This is a genomic window from Corynebacterium sp. HMSC066C02 (assembly GCF_001814945.1).
Classification (GTDB): Bacteria; Actinomycetota; Actinomycetes; order Mycobacteriales; family Mycobacteriaceae; genus Corynebacterium; species Corynebacterium aurimucosum.
In genome coordinates, this window is the sequence record NZ_KV818450.1 from 194,807 (window position 1) to 221,050 (window position 26,244).

The 26,244-nt window shown below is 57.5% G+C and carries 25 protein-coding genes; 9 read left to right on the top strand and 16 right to left on the bottom strand.

Annotated features, from left to right (window positions below):
* The first annotated feature begins 276 nt into the window (after positions 1–276).
* Positions 277–909 carry a nucleotidyltransferase family protein gene (locus tag HMPREF2996_RS06295; RefSeq protein ID WP_256380917.1) on the top strand — a complete coding sequence of 211 codons (633 nt, stop codon included), beginning with the start codon at positions 277–279 and terminating at the stop codon, positions 907–909.
* 1 nt (position 910) lies between these two features.
* A complete protein-coding gene (locus HMPREF2996_RS06300; protein WP_070597191.1) occupies positions 911–1,141 on the top strand; it encodes a hypothetical protein in 231 nt (76 codons plus the stop codon).
* Between the two features lie 34 nt (positions 1,142–1,175).
* Here the strand turns inward: HMPREF2996_RS06300 and HMPREF2996_RS06305 are convergent, their stop codons facing one another.
* From HMPREF2996_RS06305 to HMPREF2996_RS06325, 5 genes are all read right to left on the bottom strand, one after another.
* Positions 1,176–1,523 (bottom strand): DUF2200 domain-containing protein, encoded by a 348-nt coding sequence (locus tag HMPREF2996_RS06305; protein ID WP_070730580.1) that lies wholly within the window; start codon positions 1,521–1,523, stop codon positions 1,176–1,178.
* Positions 1,524–1,866: 343 nt separating this feature from the next.
* Complete coding sequence (locus HMPREF2996_RS06310; protein ID WP_070730582.1) at positions 1,867–2,460, bottom strand: hypothetical protein; 594 nt, start codon at positions 2,458–2,460, stop codon at positions 1,867–1,869.
* A 3-nt stretch (positions 2,461–2,463) separates the two neighbouring features.
* Positions 2,464–3,036, bottom strand: coding sequence for a hypothetical protein (locus tag HMPREF2996_RS06315; protein ID WP_070716965.1), 573 nt, complete (start codon positions 3,034–3,036; stop codon positions 2,464–2,466).
* A 30-nt stretch (positions 3,037–3,066) separates the two neighbouring features.
* Positions 3,067–4,305, bottom strand: a complete 1,239-nt coding sequence (locus tag HMPREF2996_RS06320) for a hypothetical protein (protein ID WP_371441124.1) — start codon at positions 4,303–4,305, stop codon at positions 3,067–3,069.
* 505 nt (positions 4,306–4,810) lie between these two features.
* Positions 4,811–6,058, bottom strand: coding sequence for an arginine deiminase (locus HMPREF2996_RS06325; protein WP_070730585.1), 1,248 nt, complete (start codon positions 6,056–6,058; stop codon positions 4,811–4,813).
* Between the two features lie 708 nt (positions 6,059–6,766).
* Between HMPREF2996_RS06325 and HMPREF2996_RS06330 the strand changes: the two genes are divergently transcribed.
* Both HMPREF2996_RS06330 and HMPREF2996_RS06335 read left to right on the top strand, forming a co-directional pair.
* A complete protein-coding gene (locus tag HMPREF2996_RS06330) occupies positions 6,767–7,228 on the top strand; it encodes an ASCH domain-containing protein (protein ID WP_070730586.1) in 462 nt (153 codons plus the stop codon).
* A 128-nt stretch (positions 7,229–7,356) separates the two neighbouring features.
* Positions 7,357–9,069 carry a bifunctional metallophosphatase/5'-nucleotidase gene (locus HMPREF2996_RS06335; protein WP_070730588.1) on the top strand — a complete coding sequence of 571 codons (1,713 nt, stop codon included), beginning with the start codon at positions 7,357–7,359 and terminating at the stop codon, positions 9,067–9,069.
* Between the two features lie 114 nt (positions 9,070–9,183).
* Here the strand turns inward: HMPREF2996_RS06335 and HMPREF2996_RS06340 are convergent, their stop codons facing one another.
* Positions 9,184–9,690 carry a GNAT family N-acetyltransferase gene (locus tag HMPREF2996_RS06340; RefSeq protein WP_070730590.1) on the bottom strand — a complete coding sequence of 169 codons (507 nt, stop codon included), beginning with the start codon at positions 9,688–9,690 and terminating at the stop codon, positions 9,184–9,186.
* Between the two features lie 37 nt (positions 9,691–9,727).
* A complete protein-coding gene (locus HMPREF2996_RS06345; protein WP_070730591.1) occupies positions 9,728–10,816 on the bottom strand; it encodes a thermonuclease family protein in 1,089 nt (362 codons plus the stop codon).
* A gap of 181 nt (positions 10,817–10,997) precedes the next feature.
* On the opposite strand from HMPREF2996_RS06345, the gene HMPREF2996_RS06350 reads away from it, so the two are divergent.
* Positions 10,998–13,202 carry an AAA family ATPase gene (locus tag HMPREF2996_RS06350; RefSeq protein ID WP_070730593.1) on the top strand — a complete coding sequence of 735 codons (2,205 nt, stop codon included), beginning with the start codon at positions 10,998–11,000 and terminating at the stop codon, positions 13,200–13,202.
* Between the two features lie 56 nt (positions 13,203–13,258).
* The gene (locus HMPREF2996_RS06355) at positions 13,259–14,278 is read left to right on the top strand and encodes a 5-methylcytosine restriction system specificity protein McrC (protein WP_070730594.1); all 1,020 of its coding nucleotides are present in this window, start codon (positions 13,259–13,261) and stop codon (positions 14,276–14,278) included.
* Positions 14,279–14,454: 176 nt separating this feature from the next.
* Here the strand turns inward: HMPREF2996_RS06355 and HMPREF2996_RS13060 are convergent, their stop codons facing one another.
* The 6 genes from HMPREF2996_RS13060 to HMPREF2996_RS06380 all read right to left on the bottom strand — a co-directional run bounded on the left by HMPREF2996_RS13060 (position 14,455) and on the right by HMPREF2996_RS06380 (position 19,478).
* Positions 14,455–14,571 carry a CAP domain-containing protein gene (locus tag HMPREF2996_RS13060; protein ID WP_256380908.1) on the bottom strand — a complete coding sequence of 39 codons (117 nt, stop codon included), beginning with the start codon at positions 14,569–14,571 and terminating at the stop codon, positions 14,455–14,457.
* A complete protein-coding gene (locus HMPREF2996_RS13065; protein WP_256380909.1) occupies positions 14,537–15,013 on the bottom strand; it encodes a CAP domain-containing protein in 477 nt (158 codons plus the stop codon). The genes HMPREF2996_RS13060 and HMPREF2996_RS13065 overlap by 35 nt, the downstream gene beginning before the upstream one ends.
* Before the next feature lie 483 nt (positions 15,014–15,496).
* Positions 15,497–16,396 carry a glycine betaine ABC transporter substrate-binding protein gene (locus HMPREF2996_RS06365; protein ID WP_070446293.1) on the bottom strand — a complete coding sequence of 300 codons (900 nt, stop codon included), beginning with the start codon at positions 16,394–16,396 and terminating at the stop codon, positions 15,497–15,499.
* A gap of 64 nt (positions 16,397–16,460) precedes the next feature.
* A complete protein-coding gene (locus HMPREF2996_RS06370) occupies positions 16,461–17,339 on the bottom strand; it encodes a glycine betaine ABC transporter substrate-binding protein (protein ID WP_070730596.1) in 879 nt (292 codons plus the stop codon).
* Positions 17,340–17,405: 66 nt separating this feature from the next.
* Positions 17,406–18,278: an ABC transporter permease gene (locus tag HMPREF2996_RS06375; protein WP_070446289.1), complete on the bottom strand. Its 873-nt coding sequence runs from the start codon at positions 18,276–18,278 to the stop codon at positions 17,406–17,408.
* 3 nt (positions 18,279–18,281) lie between these two features.
* Entirely contained in the window at positions 18,282–19,478 is a 1,197-nt protein-coding gene (locus HMPREF2996_RS06380; protein WP_070446287.1) for a quaternary amine ABC transporter ATP-binding protein, read from the bottom strand.
* 277 nt (positions 19,479–19,755) lie between these two features.
* Between HMPREF2996_RS06380 and mmuM the strand changes: the two genes are divergently transcribed.
* The 3 genes from mmuM to HMPREF2996_RS06395 all read left to right on the top strand — a co-directional run bounded on the left by mmuM (position 19,756) and on the right by HMPREF2996_RS06395 (position 21,640).
* Complete coding sequence (gene mmuM, locus HMPREF2996_RS06385; protein ID WP_070730598.1) at positions 19,756–20,634, top strand: homocysteine S-methyltransferase; 879 nt, start codon at positions 19,756–19,758, stop codon at positions 20,632–20,634.
* A gap of 53 nt (positions 20,635–20,687) precedes the next feature.
* Positions 20,688–21,074 carry a hypothetical protein gene (locus HMPREF2996_RS06390; RefSeq protein ID WP_070644297.1) on the top strand — a complete coding sequence of 129 codons (387 nt, stop codon included), beginning with the start codon at positions 20,688–20,690 and terminating at the stop codon, positions 21,072–21,074.
* Between the two features lie 71 nt (positions 21,075–21,145).
* The gene (locus tag HMPREF2996_RS06395) at positions 21,146–21,640 is read left to right on the top strand and encodes a gluconokinase (protein WP_083313793.1); all 495 of its coding nucleotides are present in this window, start codon (positions 21,146–21,148) and stop codon (positions 21,638–21,640) included.
* 332 nt (positions 21,641–21,972) lie between these two features.
* Here the strand turns inward: HMPREF2996_RS06395 and HMPREF2996_RS06400 are convergent, their stop codons facing one another.
* The 3 genes from HMPREF2996_RS06400 to HMPREF2996_RS06410 form a co-directional block, all read right to left on the bottom strand.
* Positions 21,973–23,367, bottom strand: coding sequence for a GntP family permease (locus HMPREF2996_RS06400; RefSeq protein ID WP_070730687.1), 1,395 nt, complete (start codon positions 23,365–23,367; stop codon positions 21,973–21,975).
* An 84-nt stretch (positions 23,368–23,451) separates the two neighbouring features.
* The gene (locus HMPREF2996_RS06405; protein WP_246822994.1) at positions 23,452–24,510 is read right to left on the bottom strand and encodes an alpha/beta hydrolase; all 1,059 of its coding nucleotides are present in this window, start codon (positions 24,508–24,510) and stop codon (positions 23,452–23,454) included.
* A 284-nt stretch (positions 24,511–24,794) separates the two neighbouring features.
* Complete coding sequence (locus tag HMPREF2996_RS06410; protein ID WP_070730601.1) at positions 24,795–26,177, bottom strand: hypothetical protein; 1,383 nt, start codon at positions 26,175–26,177, stop codon at positions 24,795–24,797.
* Positions 26,178–26,244: the final 67 nt, after the last annotated feature.

Below are 26,244 nucleotides of genomic sequence, written 5' to 3' on the forward strand. Positions count from 1 at the left end.
GGTGTCTGAAATTACTGGCAATGCTCTTCGTCTTTGGGGGTTGCCACTATCGAAGAAGGGGGAACTGTGAAGTTCTTGGAAAACAAGCCAACGACATTTAGTAAGAGACAAGTACATCGAATAGGTAGTGCGTTGCGCACCGGTCAAGAGATCGATGAAGAGTTATATCGGCGCATACTCATACATCAGTCTGCTCTTTGCGACCATCTTGAGTCCTTGGCAGCGTCGACACTGAGTGAACTAAGCGTGCCGCTGGAGCGCTCGACAGATTCCGTTGTGGAACCGGACTCGAAACGATTCCTTATAGGTTCGAGGGTCAAGACTCGGCCGGTGCTCGTTGAGAAGCTGCGGAGAATGCCGAGCTTCCCGCTGGAGAGCATCCAAGATTTTTCAGGAGTGCGAATGGACTTTGATGTGACGCTCTCTGAACAATCAAGGCTGGCGGAGTTACTTGCCCAGGACTTGGAGGAAAGGGGAGCTGATCGCGTCAAAATTCAGGACATGAGAGAAAAGCCGCACTCTGGGTATAGGGCGATCCATTTACACATTTACTCTCCGGCAGGCCGGGCTGAGTTTCAGCTCCGGACAGCGCTCCAGTCACGATGGGCTAACCTATACGAACTTGCTGGTGACTTGTACGGTCGCGGCATCCGATACCTAGAGTTCGGAGAGCACGTACCGTTGCAATTTGAAACCCAGGTCCGCTCACTGCATGAGCTTTCAGAAGTGGTGCATAGAGTAGAAAAATACTTCGATGTGCTCTCTTCTCCGTTTGCCGAGCACCCCGTGGAAACGGTGGAGTTGCGTGAAGCCCGGCTATTGCGACAAAGGACTTCTAGGATGTTGGATAGGCTAATTAGTGAGCTCGACCGGAGACGGACAGAAAACGAGTCGGAAGGGAGTAAATAGTATGCCGGCTTTTCTTATCAAATATCATCGTCCGACGGGTGCACTGAATGTCACGGAGTTTGAATCCCTAACTGCGGCAACTCTTGCTCGTCACGACCTCGATCAAATCAACGATGACCCAGACGTTGAGCTCGTTGCCATTGGCGCTGAAAGCCTAGAGTCCGTTCGGCACACGCACGCGCGCTACTTCTTCCGTGAGAAGACCGCGCCGCCGTATCCCTTTGTGGCTTAAAGCTTGAAGCTTTGAATAGCGCAGTTGGTGAATACTAGCCGCGAAGGATTTTCTCCATGGCCTTTCCTTTGGCTAGCTCGTCAACGAGCTTGTCCAGGTACCGAATATTCTGCATCAGTGGGTCCTCGATGTCCTGGACACGGTGCCCGCAGATGCTGCCGGTGATGAGGGAGCGGGATGGGTTCAGGTGCGGGGCCTGCTCGAAGAAATCCTCGAGGGTGATCTTTTGCTCCCGGACTCGCTCGAGTCCTTCAACCGAGTAGCCGGTAAGCCAGGTGATGACTTCGTGGAGCTCACTGACAGTCCTGCCTTTGCGCTCTACTTTCTTAACGTAGTGCGGATAGATATCGGCGAAGGGCACGGAAAAGATGCGGTGAGACATGGATGCAATATATCGGTGAGCCTCATGGTGAGTGGAGGCCGTTCGTTGTCGCGGACTTAGCCGTGCCAGAGCGTCGAAATTGGCATTGCCCAGAGGTTTTCACCCATTGGCAGGACGTCCTTGCCCGTGTACAAAACAATTCCTGCGCGGAAAGAATTACCTGCGTTGTTGCCGTTCTACAAAGCCTTCGTTGCCGTTCTGCAAGGCTCCCACTGCCATTCTGCAATGCTCTCATTGCCGTTTGATCACGCTGTGATGCGCCGAAAAGAGGGAACCCTCGGCCGCTGCGAAGCGGTGTGAAGGTGCCCTCTTTTGTAAAGTCTGGGCGGGTGAGATAGCTGGGTTAGTCCCAGACGGGGGCATCGCCAAGCTGCAGCTCAGAGTAGCGCGCCTCCGGAACGGTGGCGGAGTATGGCTTGCCCACGGCCTCCCATTCCTGGTCGGCGTTGCAGCGCACATCCTGGCCGTCAGTATCAAGCATGGTAAAGCCCCACACCAGCTTGCCCTGGGAGTTTGCCGGCAGCGTGTACGGACCAACCTCCTGGTTCAGCTTCCAGTGCTGCTCGTGCACGTAGGTGAAACCGTAGGTCTGGGTCAGCACCTTGGCCAGTTCGCCCTCGCCCTTGATGGAGCCGGAGACCTCAATGGTCTGAGTGCGGGCCTGGGTCACGGTGTGGCTGACCGGCACGGACTCATCGTTGCGGTTGGCCACGCTGGTGGCATCCGTCTGCTTGAACCAGCGGCGAGTGGCGGTGACGTAGGTGCCGTTCTCACCGGGTGTTGCGCAGTGCGTGCCCGGCTTGAAATCATCGTTCCAACGCTGGGGCAGCTCGAAGTCCCCGCCGAAGTCAGCGGCGTGGGCAACGGGAGCGGCTGCCAGCAGGCTCAGCGCAGCGAAGACGCTCGCGGCAGCGCGCGCGATGGACTTCTTCAGCACGTCTTAGCCCCAATCGTTGTTGTCGCGGGTGGAGACCTCCACGTGGCGCTCCTTCGGCAGGGTAGCGGTGAAGGTGTCGCCGTTAGCCTGCCAGGTGTTATCGGAACCGCAGATGGTCTTCTGGCCCTCAAAGTCGGAAACCACCCAACCCGCGCGCATGACGGCGGTCTTGCCCGGAGCGATGTTGTACGGGCCGACCTGCTCGCCGACCTCGTAGGACTGGGAGTCGGTGTAGCTGGAGGAGAAGGTGAAGTTGATCAGATCCAGCAGCTTGAAGTCCACACCGGCGGAGACGTTCCAGGTCTTGGTCTTGGTTTCCTTGATGGAGCGGGTCACCGGCAGCGGCTCATCGTTGTAGTTGGAGATGGTCCAGGAGCCAGCGGAGCCGTCGAAGTAGGTGCGCTTGATCTTAACGGTCTGGCCGGTGTCGCCCGGGTTGGTGCAGTGCTCACCAATGGTGGTCGGGTTGGCCGGGCCCAGGTCACGTGCCGGGAGGGCGTTAGCGGCCGGGGTAGCGATCAGACCGCAGGCGATGGCCACGGCAGCGGTGGTGGAAGCAATCTTGGTCTTGAACATGGTGATTTCTCCTTGGGGATTAAAGGTGGATTAGTAGATGGTCTGGGTCGGGACTGGGAGGTTGCGGTACTCCTCCGGGGTGACGTCCTCGGTGCGAGTGGAGCCGTCCTTGCCCGTGATGGTGGCCTCCGCCCAGAAGCCGCTGGGAGCGGTGGTCTGCTTGTAGTTGGAGGTCAGGCTGTACTTGCCGTCCTTGCCGCAGTGGATTTCGCGGTAGTTGATGCGGGTCATAGTGGTGCCGTACTCCACGCGCACGCGCTCACCGGGGGCGAGGTCGACGTGCTCGAGTTCAGTTCCCACCGGCATGTAGGCGCGCTTGACCGCGCCGACGGATTCCAGCCAGCCCTTCGGGATATCGCCGCGGTTTCCGCGCCAGTTGGTGTAGGGGGCGTGCTCGGCGCCAACGACGAAGTCAGTAACCGGTGCGTATTCATAGTCGCCCTTGGACCAGTTGAGGAAGTCCGTGGAGTAGCCCGGCTTGCGGAAGGTCGGCGTCACGGCAGTGATATCCAGCGGGTACCAGGAGCTATCGCGACCCTCGCAGGTCTCGCCCTCCTTGGGCCAGGAGGGATCGCGCTGCAGGTCCTCGGAAGGCTGCATGATTTCATCCTTCTTCGGATCCGCAATCTTTTCCAGGCTGGGGCCGGATACGGAGGTGTAGTTGCCCTCGATGGGCTTGGAGTTCGCGCCCGGGGAGCGGGAGGGAATCTCCATGGCCAGGTCCGAAACGGAGCCGTCCGACTTGATGATGTAAGCAAAGGCATAGCGCTCGGCCGGGCCCTTGCCGCGGATAACGTTGGCGCCGGGCATGTTCTCTAGACGGTCGTCGTTACAGCCGACGAACATAGAGATGAAGTCCTTTTCCACCACGCCGTATTCCACGCGGAAGGATTCACCCGGCTTGAGCGTGATGGGACCGAAGGTTTCCTTCTCCTGCCAGCCGTTGCTCAGCTTCAATCCGATATCGGACTTAGCGGTGGTGTCCCAGCCAGAAGGCATCGCGGCCTTGGAACTGGCCTCAATCTTGTGGTTGGTGCCCGTTTCCACCGAAGCGGTATAGGGCACTTCTTGGTCAGTGGTGTTCTTGAACTGCAGGGTGCCATCGCTTAAGTAACGGCGGCCGGTTTCGGCAAAGTGCCACTCCGGGGTGGTGAGGTCTTCGCCTGCTGCGCTGCAGCTCTTGTAGAGGTTCGTGATGGGGTAGGCCTGCGGCATCGGCGGAATATTGGCTGCCTGTGCTGCGGGCGCGATGAAGGCCGCGGTTGCCATCGCGGCTGTAGCCGCCAGCGGCGCGAGTGCGCGGAGTCTCTTGATGTGCACCTGGATACCGTCCTTAAAGAAACTCAAAGAATGATGGGGAACTAATTTAATCCTGAAACAATCTTAGGTGCCGAAACCGGAGGCTTTGAAAGCTGGACAAGAGATTTCCTAAGGTCTTGGGGGAAGTTGGCGGTGTCAATATGATGACTGCCAGTGTTTTGACCTTTCGTGCACAATAATTTGATTGACCCTATACGGGGTTGAGGAAATTTTAGGGTTTCAAACGAATCTGCTGGCAGTGGGCTTCACCCTGCCCGTTTCCTACCGTGAGGTTGAGGGGGCTGAAGGTCTTGCCATGTCCGAATTTCTCACCCTGGGGTGAGGAATGTGCGGCTGTTCCGTGGTGGGATTGGCGCTGTGCTTGGCGACGTCCCCCTGGTCTCCCTCACGGCCCACTCTTATGCAGGTCAGGGGCGTGCGTTGGTCGATGCGAATGTGTATTCCCGTCGGGTTGCTAAAAATCCACCGACCCGCGCACAATCGGGCAGGTCATGCAGTGCCCGCCGCCGCGCCCGCGGCCTAGCTCTGCCGAGCCGATCTCCACTACCTCAATGCCGGCAGCCCGCAATTTCTTGTTGGTGTACTTGTTGCGGTCATAGGCCACCACCACGCCAGGTTCAATGGCCACGACGTTGTTGGCATCATCCCACTGCTCACGCGCGGCGGTATAAACATCCCCACCTGTTTCAATGACCTCGAAGCGTCCAATGCCGAGTGCCTGGGCTACGACATCGAGGAAAGAATCGGTGGGCAGTTCAACGTCGAAAGGCGCCGTGCTCGTGGAAGGGTGCAGCACGATGGGCCGAATGCTGTCCACAACCTTGGGGTAGGCGGTGACCTTATCGGCATCCAGGAAGGTGAGCACGGTGTCCAAGTGCATCGAGGCACGATCGGCGGCCATGGCGGCGATGATGATCTTCTCCGCCGCACCTTCCTCGAACAGGCGCATGGCCAGCTGGCTCACGCCCTGCCATGTGGTGCGCTCGCCCATGCCAACGAGGACGATGCCCTTGCCAATCGGCATGATGTCACCGCCCTCCAGCGCTGCCAACCCGGGCTCCTCATCTGTATTGCCGTACCAGAATTGGAAATCTGCTTGCGCAAATCGCGGGTGATAGTTGTAGATGGCCCGGGTCAGCAGCGTTTCCTGGTGGCGCGCCGGCATGCGCATGGGGTTGAGGGAGACCCCACCATAAATCCACGCCGAGTTATCGCGCGCGTACTGCGTGTTGGGCAGCGGGCGCAATGCAAAAGCAGAAGGTCCGTAGACCTCGCGCATGGCGTCGATGGTGCCGTGACCTAAGCCCTGAGGGATTTCAGCGAAGGGTAGCCCGCCGATGAGGAGCTCTGCCAGGTGTGCATTCGACATTTCGTCGAACCAGTGGCGCAGCTCGCCGCCGATGCCAGCGCCAACGTTCTTGTCCAGCAGCTTGTAGTCGAGGATGAAATCCCGCCCGCCCGGGGTGTCCAGGGTCTCCTCCAAAAGCTTGTGCATTTCCAGCACCTCGACGCCGTAGCCGCGCAGCTGGGAGACGAACTCGGCGTGGTGCTTCTTGGCTTCGTCGACCCAGAGGACATCGTCAAAAAGCAGCTCCGCACAATTGCTCGGAGTGAGCCGCTCATGCGCGAGCCCCGGTGCACACACCATGACCTGGTGGAGCTTGCCGACCTCGGACCAAACGCCCAGCGGGGGAGTTGTCATGTGTCTGAAACCTTTCTCGGCGCTGGCTACACTGCGCCATCCTCATGCGCGGTGAGCGACGGTACTGCCAAAGATGAACTGTGAACTAGGTGACAATTCTAAGAAAAGTTCGAACTTTTTCAAGCTCTCGATAGTGGAGAAAAGACCACGTAGGTGCAGGTTTTCAGCTGTGTGCATACTATTATTCGCGTTTATTCACAGGGGCCCGGTGCGCACAAGGTGCGGTTCCACGCCGCGCTTGCCGACGCCCCTCCCTCCACCCCAGCACCGAAAGCCATCGTGTCCGAGCCCAACACCGCATGAATAAATGTGGTGGGAATGAAAACTCTGCGCGAATAGTAGAAAGGGGAGATTTTCTCATGAGAGCTCGCACCCCCATTGTCCGACTCCAGCCCACGAAGCTTTTGAAGTCTTGTGAAGTTTATGAAGTTTGTGAATTTTTTGAAGTTTATGAAGAGCTGTGAAGTTTGAAAGAGGGGCCGCACCGCTAAGCAATGGGAAGTGGCAGCGCGGCCCCGGAGCGATAGGGAAGAAGGGCGGAATCTCAGCCTTGAATCCCAGTCTTTCCGTGTAGGGGCATCGTTGACATTAGGAGAGGGGCCGGACATTGCTGTGAATGATTCGAACGCGCGGGTCGAACGTCCAGTCGGACGAAACGGTAAACACGTGCTTGGTTAACAGTATTCCTGAGCCACGTAGTGTAAACGTATGGCTCAGAACGCTTTGGAACCTATATCGGAACTGCCCCGCGGCGAGTTCGCCTTTCCGGGCCCGCTTCGCGAGGCTCTCGTTACCGCCATTCTGGACGGCACGAAAACCACTACGACATCCTTACTGGTTGAGCACCCGCGCGACCACGACCCGCGCGAGGATGTGGGCACTCTTGAGGCCGTACTCGATTCACACGACAACGTGGTGTGCGTCATCCGTACCACCGAGGTCCAGATCTGTCGGCTTGCGGATGTCAGCGACGAGCACGCCATCGCCGAAGGTGAAGGCTACGCTGATGTCAGCGAATGGCGCGCCGGGCACGAGCAGTTCTGGCGTTCACCCGAGTTCGTTGAATACATCGGAGAGCTAGACATCAGCGACGACACCCAGGTGGTGTGCCAGCGTTTTACCGTTGATGGGCGGTACCCGGTTAAAGCATTGAAGCCGTGGGGTTCCTGAAGGGACATGCCCGCGGGCTAGGCGTATTCGTAGCTCGTGCCCAGCGGTAAGCATCTGGACTGTGAATGTTCATCTAGATTTTGCCTCAAGGTCGGGGAACCTCTAGCGGCGTTAGGCACAATTCTTCTATGCGCAATCGTCACACCATTCTTGCTTTGACTGCTCTTCTTTCTCTCAACGCATCTAACGCTATCGCTGCTGAATCGGACCCAGGTCAGGCGGCAGTAGCAACTGGAGACGTTCTCTACTTCCAGGATATGAAGGAGTTCGAGCCCCGAGTCTGGGATGACGGTAGTCACCAAGGTGGCATCGCTTACTTGGCAACTGCCCTCGAGAATATCCGTCGAGAAGAGGGCGACCCTATCGTCGCCTTTGGCGGAGAACTCGCTGCCGGCAGCCTATTCGGCTCAGTCTTTCGCGGTGAGCCATTTGTCGAGGCTTTTAACGAACTCGGTGTGGACGTTGGCAACTTTGGCAACCATGACTTTGATTACGGCGTGGACCACACTCGTAGCCTTATCGAAAAGGCCGAGTTTCCATGGATTTCCAGCAACCTGACTACCCAGAATGGCGAGCCGATCAGCGAGGACGGGACCACCTTCACTGCTAAGTCCGGCGACCTCACCGTCGGGTTTGTTTCTCTTACTGACGACCTTGATCGAACGGTAGCTGCCAAGGACGTCGTGATGGGGGACTTCGTTGAATCCGCACGCGCCGGGGTTAACAAGCTCCAAGAAGAAGGCGTCGATGCAATCGTTTTGCTCAGCCAGATTTCAAAAGAAGACACCACTCGGGTAATGGAAGAGACTCCCGAGCTTGCAGCAGCGCTGCGTGAAGAAAACGAGGCGCAATCACCGGAAGAGATAACCTACACCGCAGATGGTCGGCCGATTGTCGCACCGCGTGCTGATTATGGAACGTTGGTTCACCTCGACGTCACCGTTGACCGTTCCACGCAGAAGACCACGGTGAAGGTAGTGAACCATCCGGTCAATACATCGCTTAACACTAACGAAGAGTGGAAGGCGCGCAGCGAGAAACTCTACGGCGAATTGGACCGTCAACTGGGCGAGCAACTTGGTACCGCGACGCAAGCTCTATCAAAAGCAGAACTAGGTCCGTTGGTAGCGGACGCGTACCGCGAACATTTCGATACCCAGCTCGGATGGCAGAACGGTGGCGGCCAACGTGCTGACATGAAAGAAGGGACCTTGACCCGTCGCGATGCGCAATCGGTGCTTCCTTTCGGTAACTCACCAATCGCGATTCAAGCAACAGGCGCACAGATCAAGGATGCACTGGAAAAGGGGATTGAATCCAACCCGGACGGTGGAAACGGCTTCCCGCGAACTGCCGGATTCACGTTTGATTTCAACGCATCTGCGCCATTTGGTGAGCGCGTCACGGCGATAAAGCTCGATGATGGCACGTCAATGGACATGAATGCCACCTACTCATTGGCCATTAGCAACTACGTGGTAAACGGTGGCGACAAGATCGGTTCCTTCAGCGATGCGCGTGTCACTTCTACCGGCACGGCAATCGACGTCGATGTCTTCTCCGAGTACATCAAGCGGCACGGTGAGCTCTCACCTTTGAAGACTCCTGATGAGCCAAACGGCCCAGCAAACGGTGGGAAGACAGAAGAATCGTCGATTGGTTCTTCGCGGGGAGCAGCCATTGCCATCGGGGTGATTGCCGCACTGGCAGGAGCCTTCATCGCGTTTACTCCCAAGCCTGTACTCGATGAGATTGTTCGCTACCTGAGGGCCTTCGTGCCGAGCTCTTGGCAACTAGTTCTTCCCTTGGAGCGCCTTTCCTTGCCGGGACGGTATAAGTAACTAGGGGTTTCATCTTCGGGGACCTTTTCACGTATCAAAAGAGCAGCTGAGCTGTGGGTGATAAGTGGAGCTTCTCCGTCAATGTGGCGTGCACATTGACGAGGTTTTTCTTTATTAGCACAGTCGGTACACCTCGTAGTCGCCCGGCACTCCTGCGCCGGGGACGTGCTGAAGTCCGAGTTTCAAGGCTAGGGCAATCGACGCCTCATTGGTGGAATCGATGATGGCAACGATGGGGAGCTGTGGGAAACGCTCGCGTGCACTGGCAATTGCAGCGGCTGCGGCTTCCTTCGCGTAGCCTTGCCCCTGCGATTCTGGTGCGAAGCGGTAGTAGAGGTTGAGTACTTCTTCACCTGCTTCCTCGCTATGACGCACACCTGTGAAACCTATGGTCGTACCATCAAGCGTGGATACCACGTAGTAGCCCAGCTGCTTCTCACACCAATTGGCTTGCCATGCGCGCGCTAACTCCACGGCTTCTTCTCTAGTTTTCATCGCCAGTTCAGGGCGGTGCTCGTACGTACGAGCATCCGAGTGGATAGCAAATAAGGCGTCAATATCGGCATCCGTAGGTACCGACATTGAAAGCCGCGGGGTTTGGAGGCCGAAACCGTGATTCATAGGGAGTCCTGTTATTGAAGTTCGTAGTGTTCCCAACTTATCCAATCTGCACGCGTGTGGTGCAATCAATCTTGGCGTAGGGGCGTCCCTTTTTATCAACGCTGGTCATTGCGTAGTTTCCACCGTAGGCGCGGCAACCGGTGTAGTTATCCACCGGATTGCTGAGCGCCGGTGCAGCCGGTGCTTGGTAGGCGGGTGCAGCGTGCTGGGCTTCCTGCTCTGCACGACGGGCTGCCTCCGCGGCCTCTTGTTCGGCACGGCGAGCTGCTTCTTCTGCTTCACGTTGCGCGGCCTCTGCAGCTTCACGCGCCGCTTCTTCCTCGGCGCGTTTCTTTTCGCGTGCGTCTGAAGCATAGGTGATTTTGCGGTTTAAGAGCGTTTCAATCTCGGTAGCATCACTGTCGAGCTCTTCTAGCAACTCGGCATTCTTATTCCCGAATGCTTCTTTCTGGAATTCAGATTGTTCTGCGGCTGCTTTTTCCAGTGCAGAAATTGATTTCCTTGCATCGGCTACGCGAGACACATGAACATGAGCTCCGTTTAGCTGCTTGTCATCCCACATGTCATCGAAGCGGAACTGCTGTGCCTCATCCACAGCGGAGCGTGCGTCCTGGTAGGACTGGTAGGCGCTGTCATCACCAAAGACGCATTCCGGGCCGGCCGAGTTGATTCCTTTGCCTGCAGCACGGGCTCTGTCGGCAGCAGCAGAGACCTCCGAGAAGAAACGAGTGTTTCCGCCCACCTTGATCGGAACAGCGAAACCCTCCTCAGCAACGGAAGCGTTGACCAGCGATCCTTCCTTGAATACGCCGGCCAACGTGCGGCCGTATTTGTCCTCGCGTTCAGCGTCGTACTCCAGCGTCACTACCGTGCCCACTGGCAGCAGGCCAGACAAGTATTGCTTAGATTCCTCGGCCAAGCACTCTTTGCCCATCTCCGGGGTATCGATATTGAGCAGGCGAATGCGTGTGGTCTCACCGCCTTGCACTACATCGATGGTGTCGCCATCGATGACGTTGTGAACCGTAATGACGTCATCGGAAGAGTCTGGCCCTAATACGGCGTAGGCACCGTAACCCACTCCACCAGCGGCTAACAGCCCAGCGACAACCTTGAAAAATCCCATATCAGGAACCTCACGAGGGGAAGAGAGTAACAAGAATAACAGGAGTATACATGCCGGTATTGCGGGGGACTATAGGAGTGCTCGAATTCTGCAGACCTGCTGAGCGCTCCAATAACTAGCATTAATACTGATTTGTAGGGAGAAACCTAAAAACCAGAAGTGTTTCCTGGATAATTGACCTATGGAATATCGAGAAGAGTTTGAGTTGGAGCCTCGGGTTACGAGCTCGCGCTTGTCTCATGACTTGAGGATTGCTCATGAAATCGCACCGATCGTGGAGAACCTCATGGGCGAAGGGCGATCTATCATCGACCCTTCGGTAACTATCTGGACGCCTGAGGCAGCTATTGAAGTCCGCGAGAGGCTGGTCAAGGACCCGATCGTTGGAACCAGCATGACTCAATGGGAGAAGCTCGACGTACAGTTAAAAGGTGCTTCAAAAGTAGTAACCCTTTTAGTAGCCGAGCTTGTTTTTCTCCGTGAGCATGCGCTTATCAATTCTCGCCCGTCGACTCGAATTAAACATGTTGACCTTGTGCTTGAGCGTCTTGGAGGGGAAGTCGAAATCCCAGATAGCATGCTTGAGTGGATGAACAGGAAATCCGGTATCGCCGGCCTTAAGGCAGGCCGAGCTTTCAACGGAGACATGTGGCGACACGTTTCATGGATGGCTGGCTTTGTAGAAGAATTCCGTCAGCTGCCTGAACCTGAACGAAGAGCTACCGTGCGCGATCCAGCTAAACTGCAGGACTTCATGCTTGATCTGGATATTGATGACCGATCTGACATCAGGAACATTATGCAGTTCTTGCTGTTCCCAGAAGCTTTTGAAGCAATTTCGGCGCAAGGATTGAAGGAGAGAATAGTTGGTGAGCTTTGCTCGATGATTGGCGGTCGATCGGGGGAAGCGCCGCAGGCCATCGACCGTGACCTGTATTCCATCCGAGCGGCCATAGCAGAGGAGGTTGAGGGCGAGTTTGGGTTTTGGACCCCGGCTGTATTCGCCCTATGGAACGAGGAAGAAACAGAAGAGCCCCAACGCCGCAACTATTGGCTCTATGATCCCGGTGATAGCCAGCAACGATGGGATGAGTTTGTGGGTGAGGGGCTCATCGGGCTCGGCTGGGATGGTTTAGGGGATTTTAGTACATATCCAGATCGTGCCTCTATTGAAGCTGAGATGCAGAAGGATGATTCTGTAAAAATCTCTCGCAACCAACCACTGGCCGTTTGGGAATTTCAACGAGAGATTCAAATAGGAGACATTGTATTTGCTCGCCGTGGCAAGAATAAGATTCTTGGACGAGGCGTTGTTGTCTCTGCCTCGCGCTACGAGGAGAACCGCAGCGAGTTTAAGAATGTGCGTGATGTGGAATGGGAGTTCACCGGAGAATGGGAGTACACCCTAAACGCTATCCAGAAATCACTGACACGGATCACCGATAAGCGCGGCTTGATCGATCAGCTCGATGCCTTGTTCGCTGTAGAGCGAGAAGACGAGCTAAGCCCCGTTTCCCCTGTTAAAGCATACACAGATAAAGAATTCTTAAATGAAGTTTTCTTCAACAGACACCAGTTTGACCGTTTACTGTCCTTGATTGGACGCAAGAAAAATATCATCTTGACTGGTCCGCCTGGTGTTGGCAAGACATACGTCGCGCGCCGAATCGCATTTGCAGATATGGGGGAAAGGGACACATCGCGAATTGAGCAGATTCAGTTCCATCAAAGCTATTCCTATGAGGACTTTATGATGGGGTTCCGGCCCAATAAAGATGGTGGCTTTGATTTAGTGAACGGACCTTTCTACGCCTTCTGTGAGAAGGCCCGAGAGGAACCCGACCGTCATTTCTTCTTCATCATTGATGAGATTAACCGCGGCAATGTATCGAAGATTTTTGGAGAGCTACTGATGCTTATTGAGTCTGATAAGCGTGGTCAAGGGCTTCGGCTTATCTACAACGACGAGATCTTTAGCGTTCCCGAGAATGTGTATCTCATCGGAACTATGAATACCGCGGACCGCAGTCTCGCGGTAATGGATCATGCTTTGCGCCGGCGTTTTGGATTTTTCAACATGCCGCCAGCCTTTGAATCTGCCGGCTTTCAGGCTTGGAAGGCAGCACAAGAAAGCGAATCACTTGACGCGTTGGTGGGGGTAATCACCGATCTAAATGACGTAGTCGCTGATGATCCCAGGTTGGGGCGCGGATTTGCGATTGGCCACAGTTATATCGTGCAAGGCTCGAGTGGGGATGAAACCGAAGACGATTGGCTTTACTCGGTCGTCGAGGATGACCTTGTTCCGCTGTTGGAAGAATACTGGTTTGATGAACCTGAGCTTGTAGATTCGTGGTCGAGTCGTCTGCGGGCAGCGGTGGAATAGTGCCTGCCGACTCATCAAAGGCGAAGAGCTCACGCGTTCTTCGGAACATTTATGTCATGTTGGCCTATGCTTTTGACTCTATTAGCCGCATAGAAACTGCTTCATTTTCTGGCGAAGAGTTTGAGAATCTCCATGAGCTGTGCGCAGAGATCCTCATCCAAGGTGTTGAAGCGCAGACTATGCGGGGCTTGCACCGCGACTATCAGCGTATACGGGATGAACTGCGGACCGTGCGTGGCCGAATAGACTTTGCAAGCACGATTACAACTGCCGCTCGTAGTCGTGGTGCGATTGTGTGCGAGTTTGATGAGTATTTGCTTGATACACCGCACAATAGGATTCTCAAGTCGGTGATGGAACTGCTTCTCGCGGAGGGGAAGTTGGACCAGTATCGTCGGCGCAGGCTCGGGAATGCTTTGCGCGTATTTGACGAAGTTCGTTCAATCTCACCGCGTTCTATCCGTTGGCGCGATGTGCACTACACACGTTTGATTACTGAATACAAGCTAATGCACGGTATTTGTTGGATGGTTGTTGAAGGACTTTTGCAACGTGAATCAAAAGACGGAATCCAATTAGCCTCGTGGTTGGGGGAAGAAGCAGAAAGTAGGTTGTATGAGCGATTCCTACTCCGCTACTACCAGCGGCATAACCCGGAACTAAAACCATCCTCTCCTCACATTTCCTGGGATCTGGGCGAGGAAGTGCAGGGAGAAGAACAACTGCCTGTCATGCGTTCCGACGTGGTGCTGACAAATAGTTCTTCCGCTCTCGTTATTGACGCGAAGTACTATTCGTCATCCTTTCAGCGGTCCCGATTCGGCAAAGCAACGCTTCATTCTAAGCATCTTTACCAACTATTGAGTTACGTGACTAACCTTGCCCACAAAAGCGGAATGGAGGTTTCGGGCCTGTTACTTTACGCAAAAACTAATGAGGATATTTCCCCCAATTTTTCCGCTTCGATTACTGGTCACCGTATCTCTGCGAAGGCTTTGGAGCTTGATGCTCCGTGGCGAGAGGTTGAAGAGCAATTAGATGCCGTGGCTAAGACCTTTCAGCGGAATGAAAAATAACCGCGTTGAGTCGTGGTCCAGCAGAAAACTAACTGAATCCCTCTGTGGGTGATGCTCGCGGACACTGGAATCGTGGGTGCGAACTGAGGCTGCCGATCCGAAAAACCCTAAATGGCGTCCTGTAAAGAGAAAACCATCTCTCTACCGGGTGCCTTTAGCAGCGGGGCGTACGAAGCCTACCGCCCAAAGTTCTGCACGGCGTACAGCTTGCCGTCAGCAGCAACAGCCATGCCAATGCCCACGGACTTGGCGCGGGGGTCAAGCAGGTTCTTGCGGTGGCCCGGGGAGTCCATCCACAGCTGAACAACGCGAGCGTCGGAGGGAGTAGTCGCTCCATGCCTGGAGGACGTTCTCGCCACCGGCTGGCAGGCCGGCGGGGTAGTGGGTCCAGTAGTTCGGGCGGTGGCGGGTATTGCCGTCGCGGCTTAAGGTGTTGGCCCAGCCTTGTGCCAGGTTGGTCAGGCGCGGGTCCACGCGCAGCGGTGCGAGGCCATTGGCCACGCGCTGTGCATTGGTCTGATTAATGATTCCTTGAACGCTGGCGGCGGCGTGTGGAGTCGCGGCTACTGGGCCGGCGGCCGATGGCATGGTGAAGCCGAACGCAGCAGGAGTGAAAGAGCCGAAGGAGCTGGTGGCCTGAGCAGGGGCGTTGATAGCGCCGGTGAAGAGTACAGCGGTGGCAGCAATCGGGGCGATGATCTTTGTGGTTTTATGTCCGAATGGGAGGCGGAACATGTCGGGCACCTCTTTCTGCTTCAGGGGTTAAGCGGCGGCCCTTCTGGCCGCGTACCGAGCGGTACTTTCACTTAAAATTAAAGCTCGAAATAGTGCATAAAATCCACTTGACCAGCGAGTTTACGGTTCGTCTATGGGTTTATAGTGTTGTGCGTGCTGGGCCTAAGATTTTCTTGGAATACTGGCTTTTAAGGCTTCAGTTTGTGTAGGTTTCTTCAGAAAATTCGGAACTCGGGGGTAGGGGATGGGGGAGGGGGTTAAGGGTTGTGAAAAGGCTTTCAAAACCCGCTGGTGATCTGTCAACTATTGGCAGAAAATAAGGTTGTTCTGCGCAAAAGCGGGGATTAATTCTGAAAAGCATAGTTTGCGCTTATTTAACTATGTGGCTGTCTGGTGAGGGGGAAGTTGGGATTGGCAAAGCCCCGCATAATGCCTCTTCAGAAGCGTTATGCGGGGCTGCTTTGCGGATGGGGGTGAGGAAGTTTACTTGATGTCCTCAACCACGTCCGGGTTCTTGTCCAGCCACTCCTGGACGGCCTCCAGCTCCTTGCCTTCGCCGTACTCGTTGACCACGAGGTCTTCCAGGGTGCCGTACTGTTCATCATCCAGCTTCAGGCCCTTGAGCCACTCGGCCACCTCAGGGTTGTCCTCCTCGAAGCCGTCGCGGGCTAGCCAGTGCAGACCCTCAGTATCACCCAGGGTGCCCTTCGGGTCCTCGAGGTCCTTGACTGGGAACTTAGCGTTAGCCCAGAACGGACGCCACAGGGTGACTACGATGTCCTCCTCAGCGTCGGTAGCGGACTTCAGCTCAGAAAGCATAGCCGGGGTGGAAGAGGTGGACAGGTTGTAGCCGTCCAGCTCGTAGCCTTCGATGGTCTCCTGGGAGGCCTTGGTCAGGCCTGCGCCCGGCTCGATACCCACGACCTGGCCGCCGAAGCGGTCAGCCTGGCCCTTCAGGTCCTCAATGGAGTTGACATCATCCATGTACTCCGGCACTGCCCAGGTCAGGCGGGCATTTCCGTAGTAGGCGCCATAGTCCTCAATCTTGTCGGAGTACTTGTCCATGTACTGCTTGTGGGTGAACTCGGACCAGGCAGACGGGTAGATGTCGATGTCGCCGGAAGCGAGGGCGGTGTAGACCACGGCGGCGTCGTTAAGCTGCTCGTGCTCAACGGTGTAGCCGGCCTCCTCCAGCTTGTTCTGAAGAAGGTGGGCAGTGGACAGGCCATCGGTCCAGGACGGAATGTAGCCCATGGTGATGGTGCCCTTGTCACCGTCATTGTCGGAGCCAGATGCGGAGTCCGAGGAGTCAGAGGAGCAGGCCACGAGGGAAGCGCTCAGCGCGAGGGCAGAGACGGTGGCCAGAATCTTACGGGAGAACATTTTTGATGGTCCTTTCAGATATCGAAATGGTAATGATAGGCGCGGTGCCACTCACGCCGGAGGTTTAAGCGTCATTGAGCTTGGGCAAAGCATCGCCATGGGTACCGAGCCACTCTTGGACGGCTTTGTCTTCGTCGCCATCCTCGTACTCGTTGACGATGAGGTTTTCGAGGGACTCGTACTGCTCCTGATCCAAAGTGAGGTTTCCGAGGTAGTCGGCGACGTCGGGGAACTGCTCGCTAAAGCCCTTGCGTGCGAGCCAGTGCATGTTCTCTGGCTCTCCCATGGAACCTTCCGGATCCTCTAGGCGCTTGATGTCGTACTGGCTGTTGGCCCAGAAAGGGCTCCAGAGGGTGACGACGATGTCCTCTTGATTGTCGATGGCATTTTCTAGCTCAGCCAGCATCGCTGGGGTGGAGGAGGTTGCCAACGTGTAGCCTTCATCCTCCAAGCCATAAGCATCGACGGTGTTGGAGGACAGCTCAGTCAGGCCTGCACCGGGTTCAATTCCGACGATTTTCCCGCCGAAGCGATCCGCCTGCCCCTTGAGATCAGAGATGGAATTGACATCGTCCATATAGGTGGGAACCGCGAAGAAGCTTTCGGCCTTGTCGTACCCAATTCCCAAGTCTTCGAGGTTCTCGCCGTACTGGTCCATGTATTTCTTGTGAGTACGCTCGCTCCATGCCAGTGGGAAGATATCAATGTCACCGTTATCGAGTGCGGTGTAGAACACGGCGGCGTCGGAGAGCTCTTCGAGCTCTACGTCATAACCTGCTTCGGTGAATTGTTCTTTGAGGAGGTTGGCCCCGGATACCGTATCGGTCCACGCAGGCATGTAGCCGAGGGTAAGAGTCTTATCCTCGCCCGCGGAAGAGCAGGAGGCCAAACCACACGCTAAAGCAGCAACAGAAACGGCGGCCACTATCTTGTTTTTCAACATTGTGAGTCCTTCTTGTTCGTTGTGTTGACTGTTTTCGGTCTGTCTAGGATTTCTCCGTGCGCGGTTCTATTTGCGCACCAAGTTCAGAATCGAGGCCGGGTAGCTCTTGAGCGAACCCAGAGCCGCGGTGAGGCGGTCAAGGAAGACGGCCAAGATAACCACCGCGAGTCCGGCTTCAACGCCCTGAGCAATATCCAGGGTGGAAATAGCGGAGACCACTTCCTTGCCCAGGCCGTCCGCGCCCACCATGCCGGCGATGACTGCCATGGACAGAGAGAGCATGATGACCTGGTTAATACCGGCCATGATGGTCGGCACGGCCAGCGGGAGCTGGATGCCCTTGAGGATCTGCCAATTGGTGGCACCGTAGGACTTGCCGGCCTCTACGGTTTCGCTATCCACCTGGCGGATGCCCAGTTCGGTCATGCGCACACCCGGAGGCAGCGCGAAGATGATCGTGGAGAAAATGCCCGGGACCACGCCGATAGAGAAGAATGTCACCGCTGGGATGAGGTAGACAAAGGCCGGCATGGTCTGCATGAAGTCCATGATGGGGCGGATGATCGCGCTGGCAGTGTTCGACTTTGCTGCCCAAATGCCCAGTGGAACCGCCAGGATGGTGGCAGATAAAGTGGCGATGAGCACCAGCGACATGGTCTCCAACATGGTGTCCCATTGGCGCATGCACATCACCAGCAAAAAGCCCAGGGCGGAGCCGATGGCGAACTTGGGCGAGCGGAAGAACCAACCCAACAACGCCAAGATGACGAGCATGATGATGCCAGGGACGGAGAGGAGCACCTCTGAGAAACCGTCAATGAGGAAGCTCATGATGGCGGAGAAGGCGTCGAAAAGCACAGCGGCGTTATCGGTGAGCCAGTCAATGCCGTCCGAGACCCAATCGCCCACGGGGATGCGGGGCAATGCGTTTTGATCCATGGCTTAGTTCTCCTCTCCAGTGGTGTCGATGTCACTCGATGCGGCGGACAAGAGAGTCACGCGCGGAATAACACCGGTGAACTTGCCGTTGCCGTCGACAACGAGCAGAGGGGTCGTGGTGTCGGCGGCATATCCGAAGAGCTCCGCAATGTTCTGGCCCTCATGGACAATGTGCGTGGTGCTGGAATCCAGCGGCAGCTCGCTGTTGCCGTTGCGCACCGCCTTGGCGATGTCCTCTTCCCAGACCACGCCGGCTGGTGTGCGGTCGGCATTGAGCACCACGAGCCAGGAGTTTTGAGATTCGCGCAGGAGCTTTTGCGCGGTGAGCGGGCCCTGGCTCGCGTTTAGGGTGTTCTGTGGGCGTTCGACGATATTCTCCGCATTGAGTACGCGGGAGCGGTCGACATCCTTAACGAAGTCGGCCACGTAATTATTGGCGGGGTTTTGCAAAATCTCTTCGGCGGTACCAATTTGTTCCACTCGGCCGTCGCGCATCATGGCGATGTGGTCACCAATACGCATGGCTTCGTTGAGATCGTGGGTAATAAAGACGATGGTCTTGTTGAGGGAAGCCTGCAGGTCGATGAGCTGATCCTGCATGTCCTTGCGGATGAGCGGGTCCAATGCGGAGAACGCCTCATCCATGAGCAGGATGTCTGTATCTGCTGCCAGCGCACGGGCGAGGCCCACACGCTGCTGCATGCCGCCGGAGAGCTCGTCTGGCATGGAATCAGCCCAGCCTTCGAGCCCCACCATGGCCAAGGCTTCCTCTGCCTTGGCCTCACGCTCTTGCTTTCCGACGCCCTTGATTTCCAGCCCATACGCCGCGTTCTCACCGACAGTGCGGTGGGGTAGCAAAGCGAAGGACTGGAAAACCATGGAGATGCGGTCGCGTCTTACAGCGCGTAGCTCCTCCTCCGACATGGCTGCTAAGTTTTGGTCGCCAATGAAAATCTCGCCTGAGGTGGCATCCCACAGACCGTTGATCATTCGGATGAGCGTGGACTTTCCGGAGCCCGACAGGCCCATAACAACGAAGATCTCCCCCGGTTCAACCTCAAAGCTGGCATCAATCACCGCGGCGGTGAGGCCCTGCTCGCGGAGATCTTCACGAGTAGACCCATTCTTGAGGGATTCCACCCCTCTCTTGGCATGTTTGCCAAAGACCTTGTACAGATTCTTGGCAGTAATCGCTGCCATTTCCCCTCCTTGCTGCGGGAATCGCTAACTCGTCCACCGTGTCATGACATCCAGATTGTTTCAACCAAAAAATCAGCTTGCGGACAGGTTTTGCAGTTAGCTGCGCGCTCGCGGCGCGTGTTGTGAAGAGTGCAGTCCCATGCCTGAGTGCTGCGGATACTTAGGGTTCTGACGTGGTGGGGGAGTCCACCAATCTCAAGCGAATAACGAAGCTATAACAACTTCCTGTTGTCGAGCTGGACCTTGCGGGCACGGTGCGCTGCTAGGCTCGTGCGTTATGGCACTGTGTGATGCGCCGATGCTTGTCGACGGCGGCCTCGGAACCCACCTTGAAGCCCAGGGGCATGACATCTCTGGCCCGCTGTGGTCGGCGCGGGTGTTGCGGGAGAACCCCGCGCTCATTGAGTCTGCGCACGTGGACTTCTTCGCCGCCGGCGCGCAGGTTGCTACCGCGGCCTCCTACCAAGTCACCTTCGATGTGCTTGGTGAAGAAGCGGAGAAGCTTCTTCGCCGCAGCGTCGCAGTGGCCCGTGAGGCGGTGCGAGTGGTCGTCGACAAGCGCACTGCCCATGGTGATCTGCTGGTCGCTGCATCCATCGGCCCCTATGGTGCGGGTCCGGGGAAGGGGACGGACTATGACGGTGCTTATGATCTGCGTCGCGGTGAGCTACAGCGCTGGCATGCCCGCAGGATAGCGGTACTCGCGGATACTGATGCCGACTTCCTCCTTGCGGAGACCATTCCCAACGTCGAGGAGGCGGCCGCATTGCTCGAGCTCTTTGAGGAGCAGCCTAAGCCCTTCGCACTGAGTATTACCGGCGCCATCGCGGCGGACCCCGAGAAGCTCTCGCGGGTTATTGAGCTTGCCAACCAGTCGCCGCGGCTGGGAGCCCTGGGCGTAAATTGCGTCGACCCATCACGGGCATGCGCGGTGGTGAAGCAACTGCGAAGCGGCACCGATAAGCCGCTTCTGGCCTGCCCCAACAGCGGGGAGAACTGGGACCACGGCGCTTGCGACTGGCGTCCTGCTCCCGTCGGTGCTATGAACCTGACCGACGCAGCGGTGGAGCTTCAGGCTGCAGGCGTTAGCTTGCTGGGCGGCTGTTGCCGTGTGGGGCCTGCCGAGATTCGACAGTTGCGCAGCGTCATCAGTTAAGCCGGGGCCGGCAATGCCGAGAAAAACTGTGGCGCGGGAGATAGAGTGTTCCTATGAAAAAGTTTCCTCTCCTTGCTGCAACAGCAGCACTACTCATCACAACACTGTCCGTGCCTGCTGCTAACGCCGAGCTGACCCAAACTGAGCGGGACCAGTTCCGCACCGATCCCGTCGGGGCGATTGCTTGGCAGGCTATTAAGGGCTCCTCAGAGTACGTGCGCGCCGATGGCAACACCATGATGGCCGCGTCCTTCTTCTCCATGACTTCGCCTGGGGAGAGTATCGGCCTGCCAGCCCTGGAGAACTGCGCCGAGCGCGTCGGCTCCTCTTCGCCGGCAGGCGGTGTGCGCTACGTGGCGGCTGCCTTGTGCGCAACCTTCGACCGGAATGCCCGCAGTCAGGTGCAGCGCGGTGACTTTGGCTACGCGCCGCTGGGCTAAGCCGCGCCGTATTGAACCGCGCTACGTCACGTAGTGCGTAGCGCATAAAATCGGGTGGCGTGTGAAGGAGGATGATGCACAAGCATGTTGTGATCATGGGAGTCTCAAGCTGCGGTAAGTCCACGGTCGGGGAGTTGCTGGCGCAGCACACCGGCCTTCCCTTCCAGGACGGGGATGACATGCACCCGGCAGCGAACATCGAAAAGATGGCCTCGGGACAGGCGCTTGACGACGATGACCGGAAACCCTGGCTCGAATCCATCGGCCGCTTCCTCGCAGACCAAGAAGGTGGCGCCATCGTTGGTTGCTCCGCGCTCAAGCATTCCTACCGCGAACTCATTCGCGCCGCAGCGCCAGATACGGTTTTCGTGCACTTGCACGGCTCCTATGAGCTGCTCAAAGAGCGCATGAGCCAGCGCTCCGGACACTTTATGCCTGTATCCCTGCTTGATTCGCAGTTCGAGACCTTGGAGGAACTGCGCCCAGAAGAAGCAGGAGTGGTGCTGGACGTCAGCGCCACCCCGGAGAAGCTTGCCGCCGCGGCGGCCGAGTACTTGCGGGCTTAGCTGGTGCTTCCTGACTTAAGTCATGGGTGGATGAGCAACGCCACTCTTGCACTGCTACTTGGTGTTGTTCGGCGGTGGGGTGGGATTGTTCCGCACTAAAATGGCCTAAGTCTGAAGGGCGTCCTGCAGAAGGCATCTGGCAAAAGGCATCTTTGGGTCTAAAAACGCCATCTGCGATAAGTAAATGGCGTTTTCAGCCGTGAAAACGCCTTATGACTGATGCCTTTTGCCAGACGCCTCCAGCATGTCAATGAAGGCACGTAAATGTTGCACGTTGCGAGGGGAGCGAAGAAGGAGGAGCTGGTCGCCGCGGCGGCCGAGTATCTGCAGGCCTAGAGCAGCGCGGCAGCACCGTAGAAGATAAGGACAATACCGAAGCCAATAGAGGAAATGAGTGCCTGGTTTACTGTCCACGTCCGCAGTGTGGTCGACACATCCATGCCCATGAGGCGGCCCACGAGCCAGAAGCCCGAGTCATTGACGTGGCTGCCAAAGACCGAGCCAGCCGCGGTGGCCAGCGTAATGAGGACCAGTTGGATTTCGCTGAAGCCGCCAGCCTCGACGGCAGGCGCCATGAGCGCGGCGGCCGTGGTGAGGGCAACGGTGGCTGAGCCTTGCGCCAGGCGCAGGGCGACCGCGATGAGGTAGCAGGCCAAGATAACGGGGACGCCGAGGCCGGACATAGAATCCGCGAGGGCATCACCAATGCCGCTGGTACGCAGCACCCCGCCGAACATGCCTCCGGCACCGGTGATGAGGATGACGGAGCAAATTGGGCCGAGCGAAGACTCCATGGTCTTCTCAATGGCGCTTTTGCCTTCCCCGCGGCGCAGGCCCAGCACGGCCATCGCCGCAAGCGTGGTGATGATGAGCGCGATCGGCGTTTGCCCCAGAAAGATGAAGAAGCGCACCCAGGTGGCGGAAGGATCGACAACGCCAGCTGTGCCCAAGGTAGTCAACCCGGTATTGCCAAAGATGAGGACCATGGGGATGAGCAGGATGCTGATTACTGAAGCCGGGGAGGCCGGGCGATCCGGCAATTCAGCATCGCTGACCAGCGCGCCGGTTATGGCCTTCTCAAGGCGGTAGGGGTATTTCTTGCCCAAGTGGAGCCCGAAGCGGTAGCCGGAGAGATACCACGTAGGCAACGCGATGAGGAGGCCGAAGATAAGGATCAGACCGATGTTCGCGCTGAAGAACTCACCTGCTGCGACGGGGCCTGGGTGCGGTGGCACGAAGACGTGCATGACGGAGAAAGCACCGGCCGCAGGAATGCCATAGGCCAAGACTGGGCCGTCCAGGCGCCTGGCGACGGCAAAGATGACCGGCAGCATCACCATGAGGCCTGCGTCGAAGAAGATGGGAAAGCCCATGATGAGAGAAGCCACGCCGAGTGCCAAAGGGGCCTTGGCCTCGCCGAAGAGTTTCACGAGGGCGTCGGCAAGCGTTTTGGCTCCGCCGGAGGTCTCTGCCAAGCGCCCGATCATGGCGCCGAGGCCCACCAACAAGGCTACGGAACCGAGAGTCGAACCGAAGCCGCTCGTCATGGTGGGAACCACGCCATCCAGCGGGATTCCGGCGGCCAAAGCGGTGAGCGCGGAAACCGTGACAAGGGTGACGAAGGCGTGCACCTTGAAGTGGATGACGAGGATGAGGATGACGGCGATAGCCGCCACCGCAATTCCTAACAGAGGTCCGGTGCCCAGCGTGGGCTCCCAAGTGTCCATGACATTCATGAATGTTGATTTTACGTGCGCCGTGCGTGGTGATCTAGAGCTCACGCGTTGTAGTTGTGCGCGTGATTGACGGTGCTAGTCCACGCCGAGTGCCGGGCCCACCGTGGCCCAACTGATGGCTAGCTCCCGGCGGAAGAGCCCCCACGTGTGGCGCCCGGCCGGAAGCTCGTAGTAGTCAAGATCAACGCCAGCGGCGGTGGCACGCTTGGCGTAAAAGGAACTGCACCAGTAATCCAAGCGTTCGTTGAGTCCCAAGGCTGGGAGCGGTGAGTCCTCAATATCGACATCAAAGTCTGCCGGGCCGCCGCGGGAGACGATGACAAAGGTCTTCCGCCCCTTTTGGTGATCGAGGTTGAGAACCGGCGAATGCTGCGCCCACGCCGGATCCCACGGCGCGCCGAAAGAACGAGCTGGGTCCGTACCGTAGAAAGCCGCGCTTACCCATGCGAAGGACTGCGCGAGGATACCTGTGGTCGAAGGGCAGCCGGAGAAGGAACCAGCAACCTTGAACCGCGGATCAAAAGTGGCAAGCTCCAGCGCTGGGCCGCCCGAGTTGCTCACGCCCGCGATGCCGTCGCGGCCGTTGCCGTGAAACTTGGCGTCGATAAGCTGCGGGAGTTCCTTGGTGAGATAGGTGGCCCACTTGTATTTTCCGTGGGTGTCATGGGGCTGCGCCCAGTCGGACATCATCGAGCCATAAGCACCGCGGGGTGATACGACATTCACGTGCTTGTCGCGGAAGAACTCGGAAGCTCCGCCACCGTCCCACCACAGTGCGTCCTCGCCTCCGCCGGCGCCGCCCAGCAGGTAATAGGTCGGGCGAGGCTGAGTATTCTCTAATCCTCCCAGAGGAAGAATGATGTCGTTAGCGATAACGCGGTCCATGGCCGGTGAATAGGCCTTAAGCTCCCACACGTTGTCTTGGATATGCCGCAGCTCGCGCAGTTGTGCCGGTGCGGTGGTCGCGGGTGGGCGCGTAGCTTCTGGTGCGACCGTCGGGATTCTCACTTGCTGAAGTAACTTCCCCCAAGCAGCGAAGATATTATCGGCAAAGAGTACTGGAGCTAGTGGGCCCAGGGCTATGGGATCGAGGGCACTGGAGTGTTGATCGATGTTGGCGATATCGCTGCTCATCGCATCTGGCGCCTGTGCGTGCGCCGGGTGAGCGTGAGTGGGGGAAAGGATCAGCCCCACTGAAAGAAGGCCCGCTAGTGCGGTGCGAGAGAAATGCATTGGTTCACAATAGCCAACTAATTGTGTACCGCGAAATGCCGTCTGCGATATGAGAGCCTCGTGAAAGAGCCGCTGGGCACAAAGAAACCCCGACCGCGTATGGCGGTCGGGGTCCTCTCACTCTCTCACTGCCGGACTAAGCGCCGGCGGGCTGCACTCTCTGTGAAGCGGGCGTGGGGTGTTCCTTAGAACAGGCCCTCAGCCTTCTTGCCGGTGTCCTTCACGGTGATCTCGCGGGAGTCAACGTTCTGGTCGTTGTCGGTGGAGTTATCACCCTTCAGGCGGGAAATCTGGGTCACCTCGATGTAGTTCTTCAGGCGGCCTTCCTTGGTGTTGCCGTCGCCGAAGTCCAGGTTGGCAACGCGAGCGCTCTCGCCAGCGTTAATCGGGTTGGCCAGGGTGACCTCGAAGGAGCGGGTGGAGGTCTTCTCATCGAAGCCCAAGTCGCGGATGTGCGCACCGTTGGAGGAGCGCGGGGTGATGAGGCGGTCAACGCCCTTCGGGCCCTCAGCGGTCTTGACGTCAACGCGGTACTGGACAGCTGGGAAGTCGCCGTAGTAGCGCTCGGTGCCGACGTTCTCCAGGCGGAGAGCAACGGTGCCGGCAAAGCCTGCGTGCTTAGCGCCGGAGGTGGTCAGAACCGGCTTCAGGTCCAGCTTCTGCTTGGCCTCATCGGTCTTGCCGTTATCAAGGTCCTCCTGGACCTTCTTGTCGGCTTCCTCTTCCTTCTTACCCTCAGCCTCGGACACGGCCTTCTCCTCCGGAGCGACCTCGTTGTCCTTGATGACCTCGGCGTCAGCCTCCGGGGACTTCTCTTCCTCAACAACCTTCGGGTCGTTGACGTCGGTGGTGTTCTGAGCGTCCTTGTTTGGAGCGTAGGAATCAGCGATGTCGTCGTAGAGCTTGACGCGAACCTCGTTCTTCATCGGCTGCATTGCGGACCAGAAGGTCGGGGTGGACCAGGTGCCGTTCGGCTTGCAGTACTGCTGGGTACCGGTCATGTTCAGAACGCGGAAGCCGTAGGTAGCTTCACCGGTGTGGTTCGGCGGAACATCGTACGGGCCGATGGACTGGCCAGCCTCCCAGGACAGGGAGTAGGAAGCCGAAGCACCGAGCTTGGTAGCAATCTCGTGGGAGACGCCGAAGGAGCCCTCAGAGTTCTTGCCGGAGCCCTTGCCGCCTGCGTTCATGGAGGTGGTCTCAGTGCGGTCACCGTTGACGGACAGGGTGATGGACTGGGACTTGGACAGGTCCTGCTGCAGCGGGATGTCCTTCTTGGTCTGGTTGGTGGTGGAGATGGTGCCAGCCGGCATGAAGTTATCGGTCACCTTGTAGACCACGGTGCGGTGGTCCTCCCACGGGTTGCAGACCGGGCGCGGGTTGAGCACGTTGGCCTTCATGTGGTCGGAGCCGTGGGACGTGTGAACGATGGGCAGCTTGGCGTTCACAGCCGGGGTCTCCGGGTAGGACTCGGTCTGGGTAGCTGCGGAGGCAGCCGGCGCGATGAGGGCAGTGCCTGCAATCGCGAGGCCGGCGATGAGGCTGGCGGTGCGACGACGCTTGGTCATTGTTGTTCTCCTGGATGAAAATTTTTGGGGCAATGTGGTGACGCACTGCGGTGGCGCTGTAGGAGCG

Coding starts and splice junctions, on each gene's coding strand:
- HMPREF2996_RS06300 (WP_070597191.1), top strand. CDS start 911: ATGCCGGCTTTTCTTATCAAATATCATCGTCCGACGGGTGCACTGAAT.
- HMPREF2996_RS06305 (WP_070730580.1), bottom strand. CDS start 1,523: ATGTCTCACCGCATCTTTTCCGTGCCCTTCGCCGATATCTATCCGCAC.
- HMPREF2996_RS06315 (WP_070716965.1), bottom strand. CDS start 3,036: ATGTTCAAGACCAAGATTGCTTCCACCACCGCTGCCGTGGCCATCGCC.
- HMPREF2996_RS06320 (WP_371441124.1), bottom strand. CDS start 4,305: ATGGCAACCGCGGCCTTCATCGCGCCCGCAGCACAGGCAGCCAATATT.
- HMPREF2996_RS06325 (WP_070730585.1), bottom strand. CDS start 6,058: ATGACAACTCCCCCGCTGGGCGTTTGGTCCGAGGTCGGCAAGCTCCAC.
- HMPREF2996_RS06330 (WP_070730586.1), top strand. CDS start 6,767: ATGGCTCAGAACGCTTTGGAACCTATATCGGAACTGCCCCGCGGCGAG.
- HMPREF2996_RS06335 (WP_070730588.1), top strand. CDS start 7,357: ATGCGCAATCGTCACACCATTCTTGCTTTGACTGCTCTTCTTTCTCTC.
- HMPREF2996_RS06340 (WP_070730590.1), bottom strand. CDS start 9,690: ATGAATCACGGTTTCGGCCTCCAAACCCCGCGGCTTTCAATGTCGGTA.
- HMPREF2996_RS06345 (WP_070730591.1), bottom strand. CDS start 10,816: ATGGGATTTTTCAAGGTTGTCGCTGGGCTGTTAGCCGCTGGTGGAGTG.
- HMPREF2996_RS06350 (WP_070730593.1), top strand. CDS start 10,998: ATGGAATATCGAGAAGAGTTTGAGTTGGAGCCTCGGGTTACGAGCTCG.
- HMPREF2996_RS06355 (WP_070730594.1), top strand. CDS start 13,259: ATGTTGGCCTATGCTTTTGACTCTATTAGCCGCATAGAAACTGCTTCA.
- HMPREF2996_RS13060 (WP_256380908.1), bottom strand. CDS start 14,571: ATGGACTCCCCGGGCCACCGCAAGAACCTGCTTGACCCCCGCGCCAAG.
- HMPREF2996_RS13065 (WP_256380909.1), bottom strand. CDS start 15,013: ATGTTCCGCCTCCCATTCGGACATAAAACCACAAAGATCATCGCCCCG.
- HMPREF2996_RS06365 (WP_070446293.1), bottom strand. CDS start 16,396: ATGTTCTCCCGTAAGATTCTGGCCACCGTCTCTGCCCTCGCGCTGAGC.
- HMPREF2996_RS06370 (WP_070730596.1), bottom strand. CDS start 17,339: ATGTTGAAAAACAAGATAGTGGCCGCCGTTTCTGTTGCTGCTTTAGCG.
- HMPREF2996_RS06375 (WP_070446289.1), bottom strand. CDS start 18,278: ATGGATCAAAACGCATTGCCCCGCATCCCCGTGGGCGATTGGGTCTCG.
- HMPREF2996_RS06380 (WP_070446287.1), bottom strand. CDS start 19,478: ATGGCAGCGATTACTGCCAAGAATCTGTACAAGGTCTTTGGCAAACAT.
- mmuM (WP_070730598.1), top strand. CDS start 19,756: ATGGCACTGTGTGATGCGCCGATGCTTGTCGACGGCGGCCTCGGAACC.
- HMPREF2996_RS06390 (WP_070644297.1), top strand. CDS start 20,688: ATGAAAAAGTTTCCTCTCCTTGCTGCAACAGCAGCACTACTCATCACA.
- HMPREF2996_RS06395 (WP_083313793.1), top strand. CDS start 21,146: ATGATGCACAAGCATGTTGTGATCATGGGAGTCTCAAGCTGCGGTAAG.
- HMPREF2996_RS06400 (WP_070730687.1), bottom strand. CDS start 23,367: ATGGACACTTGGGAGCCCACGCTGGGCACCGGACCTCTGTTAGGAATT.
- HMPREF2996_RS06405 (WP_246822994.1), bottom strand. CDS start 24,510: ATGAGCAGCGATATCGCCAACATCGATCAACACTCCAGTGCCCTCGAT.
- HMPREF2996_RS06410 (WP_070730601.1), bottom strand. CDS start 26,177: ATGACCAAGCGTCGTCGCACCGCCAGCCTCATCGCCGGCCTCGCGATT.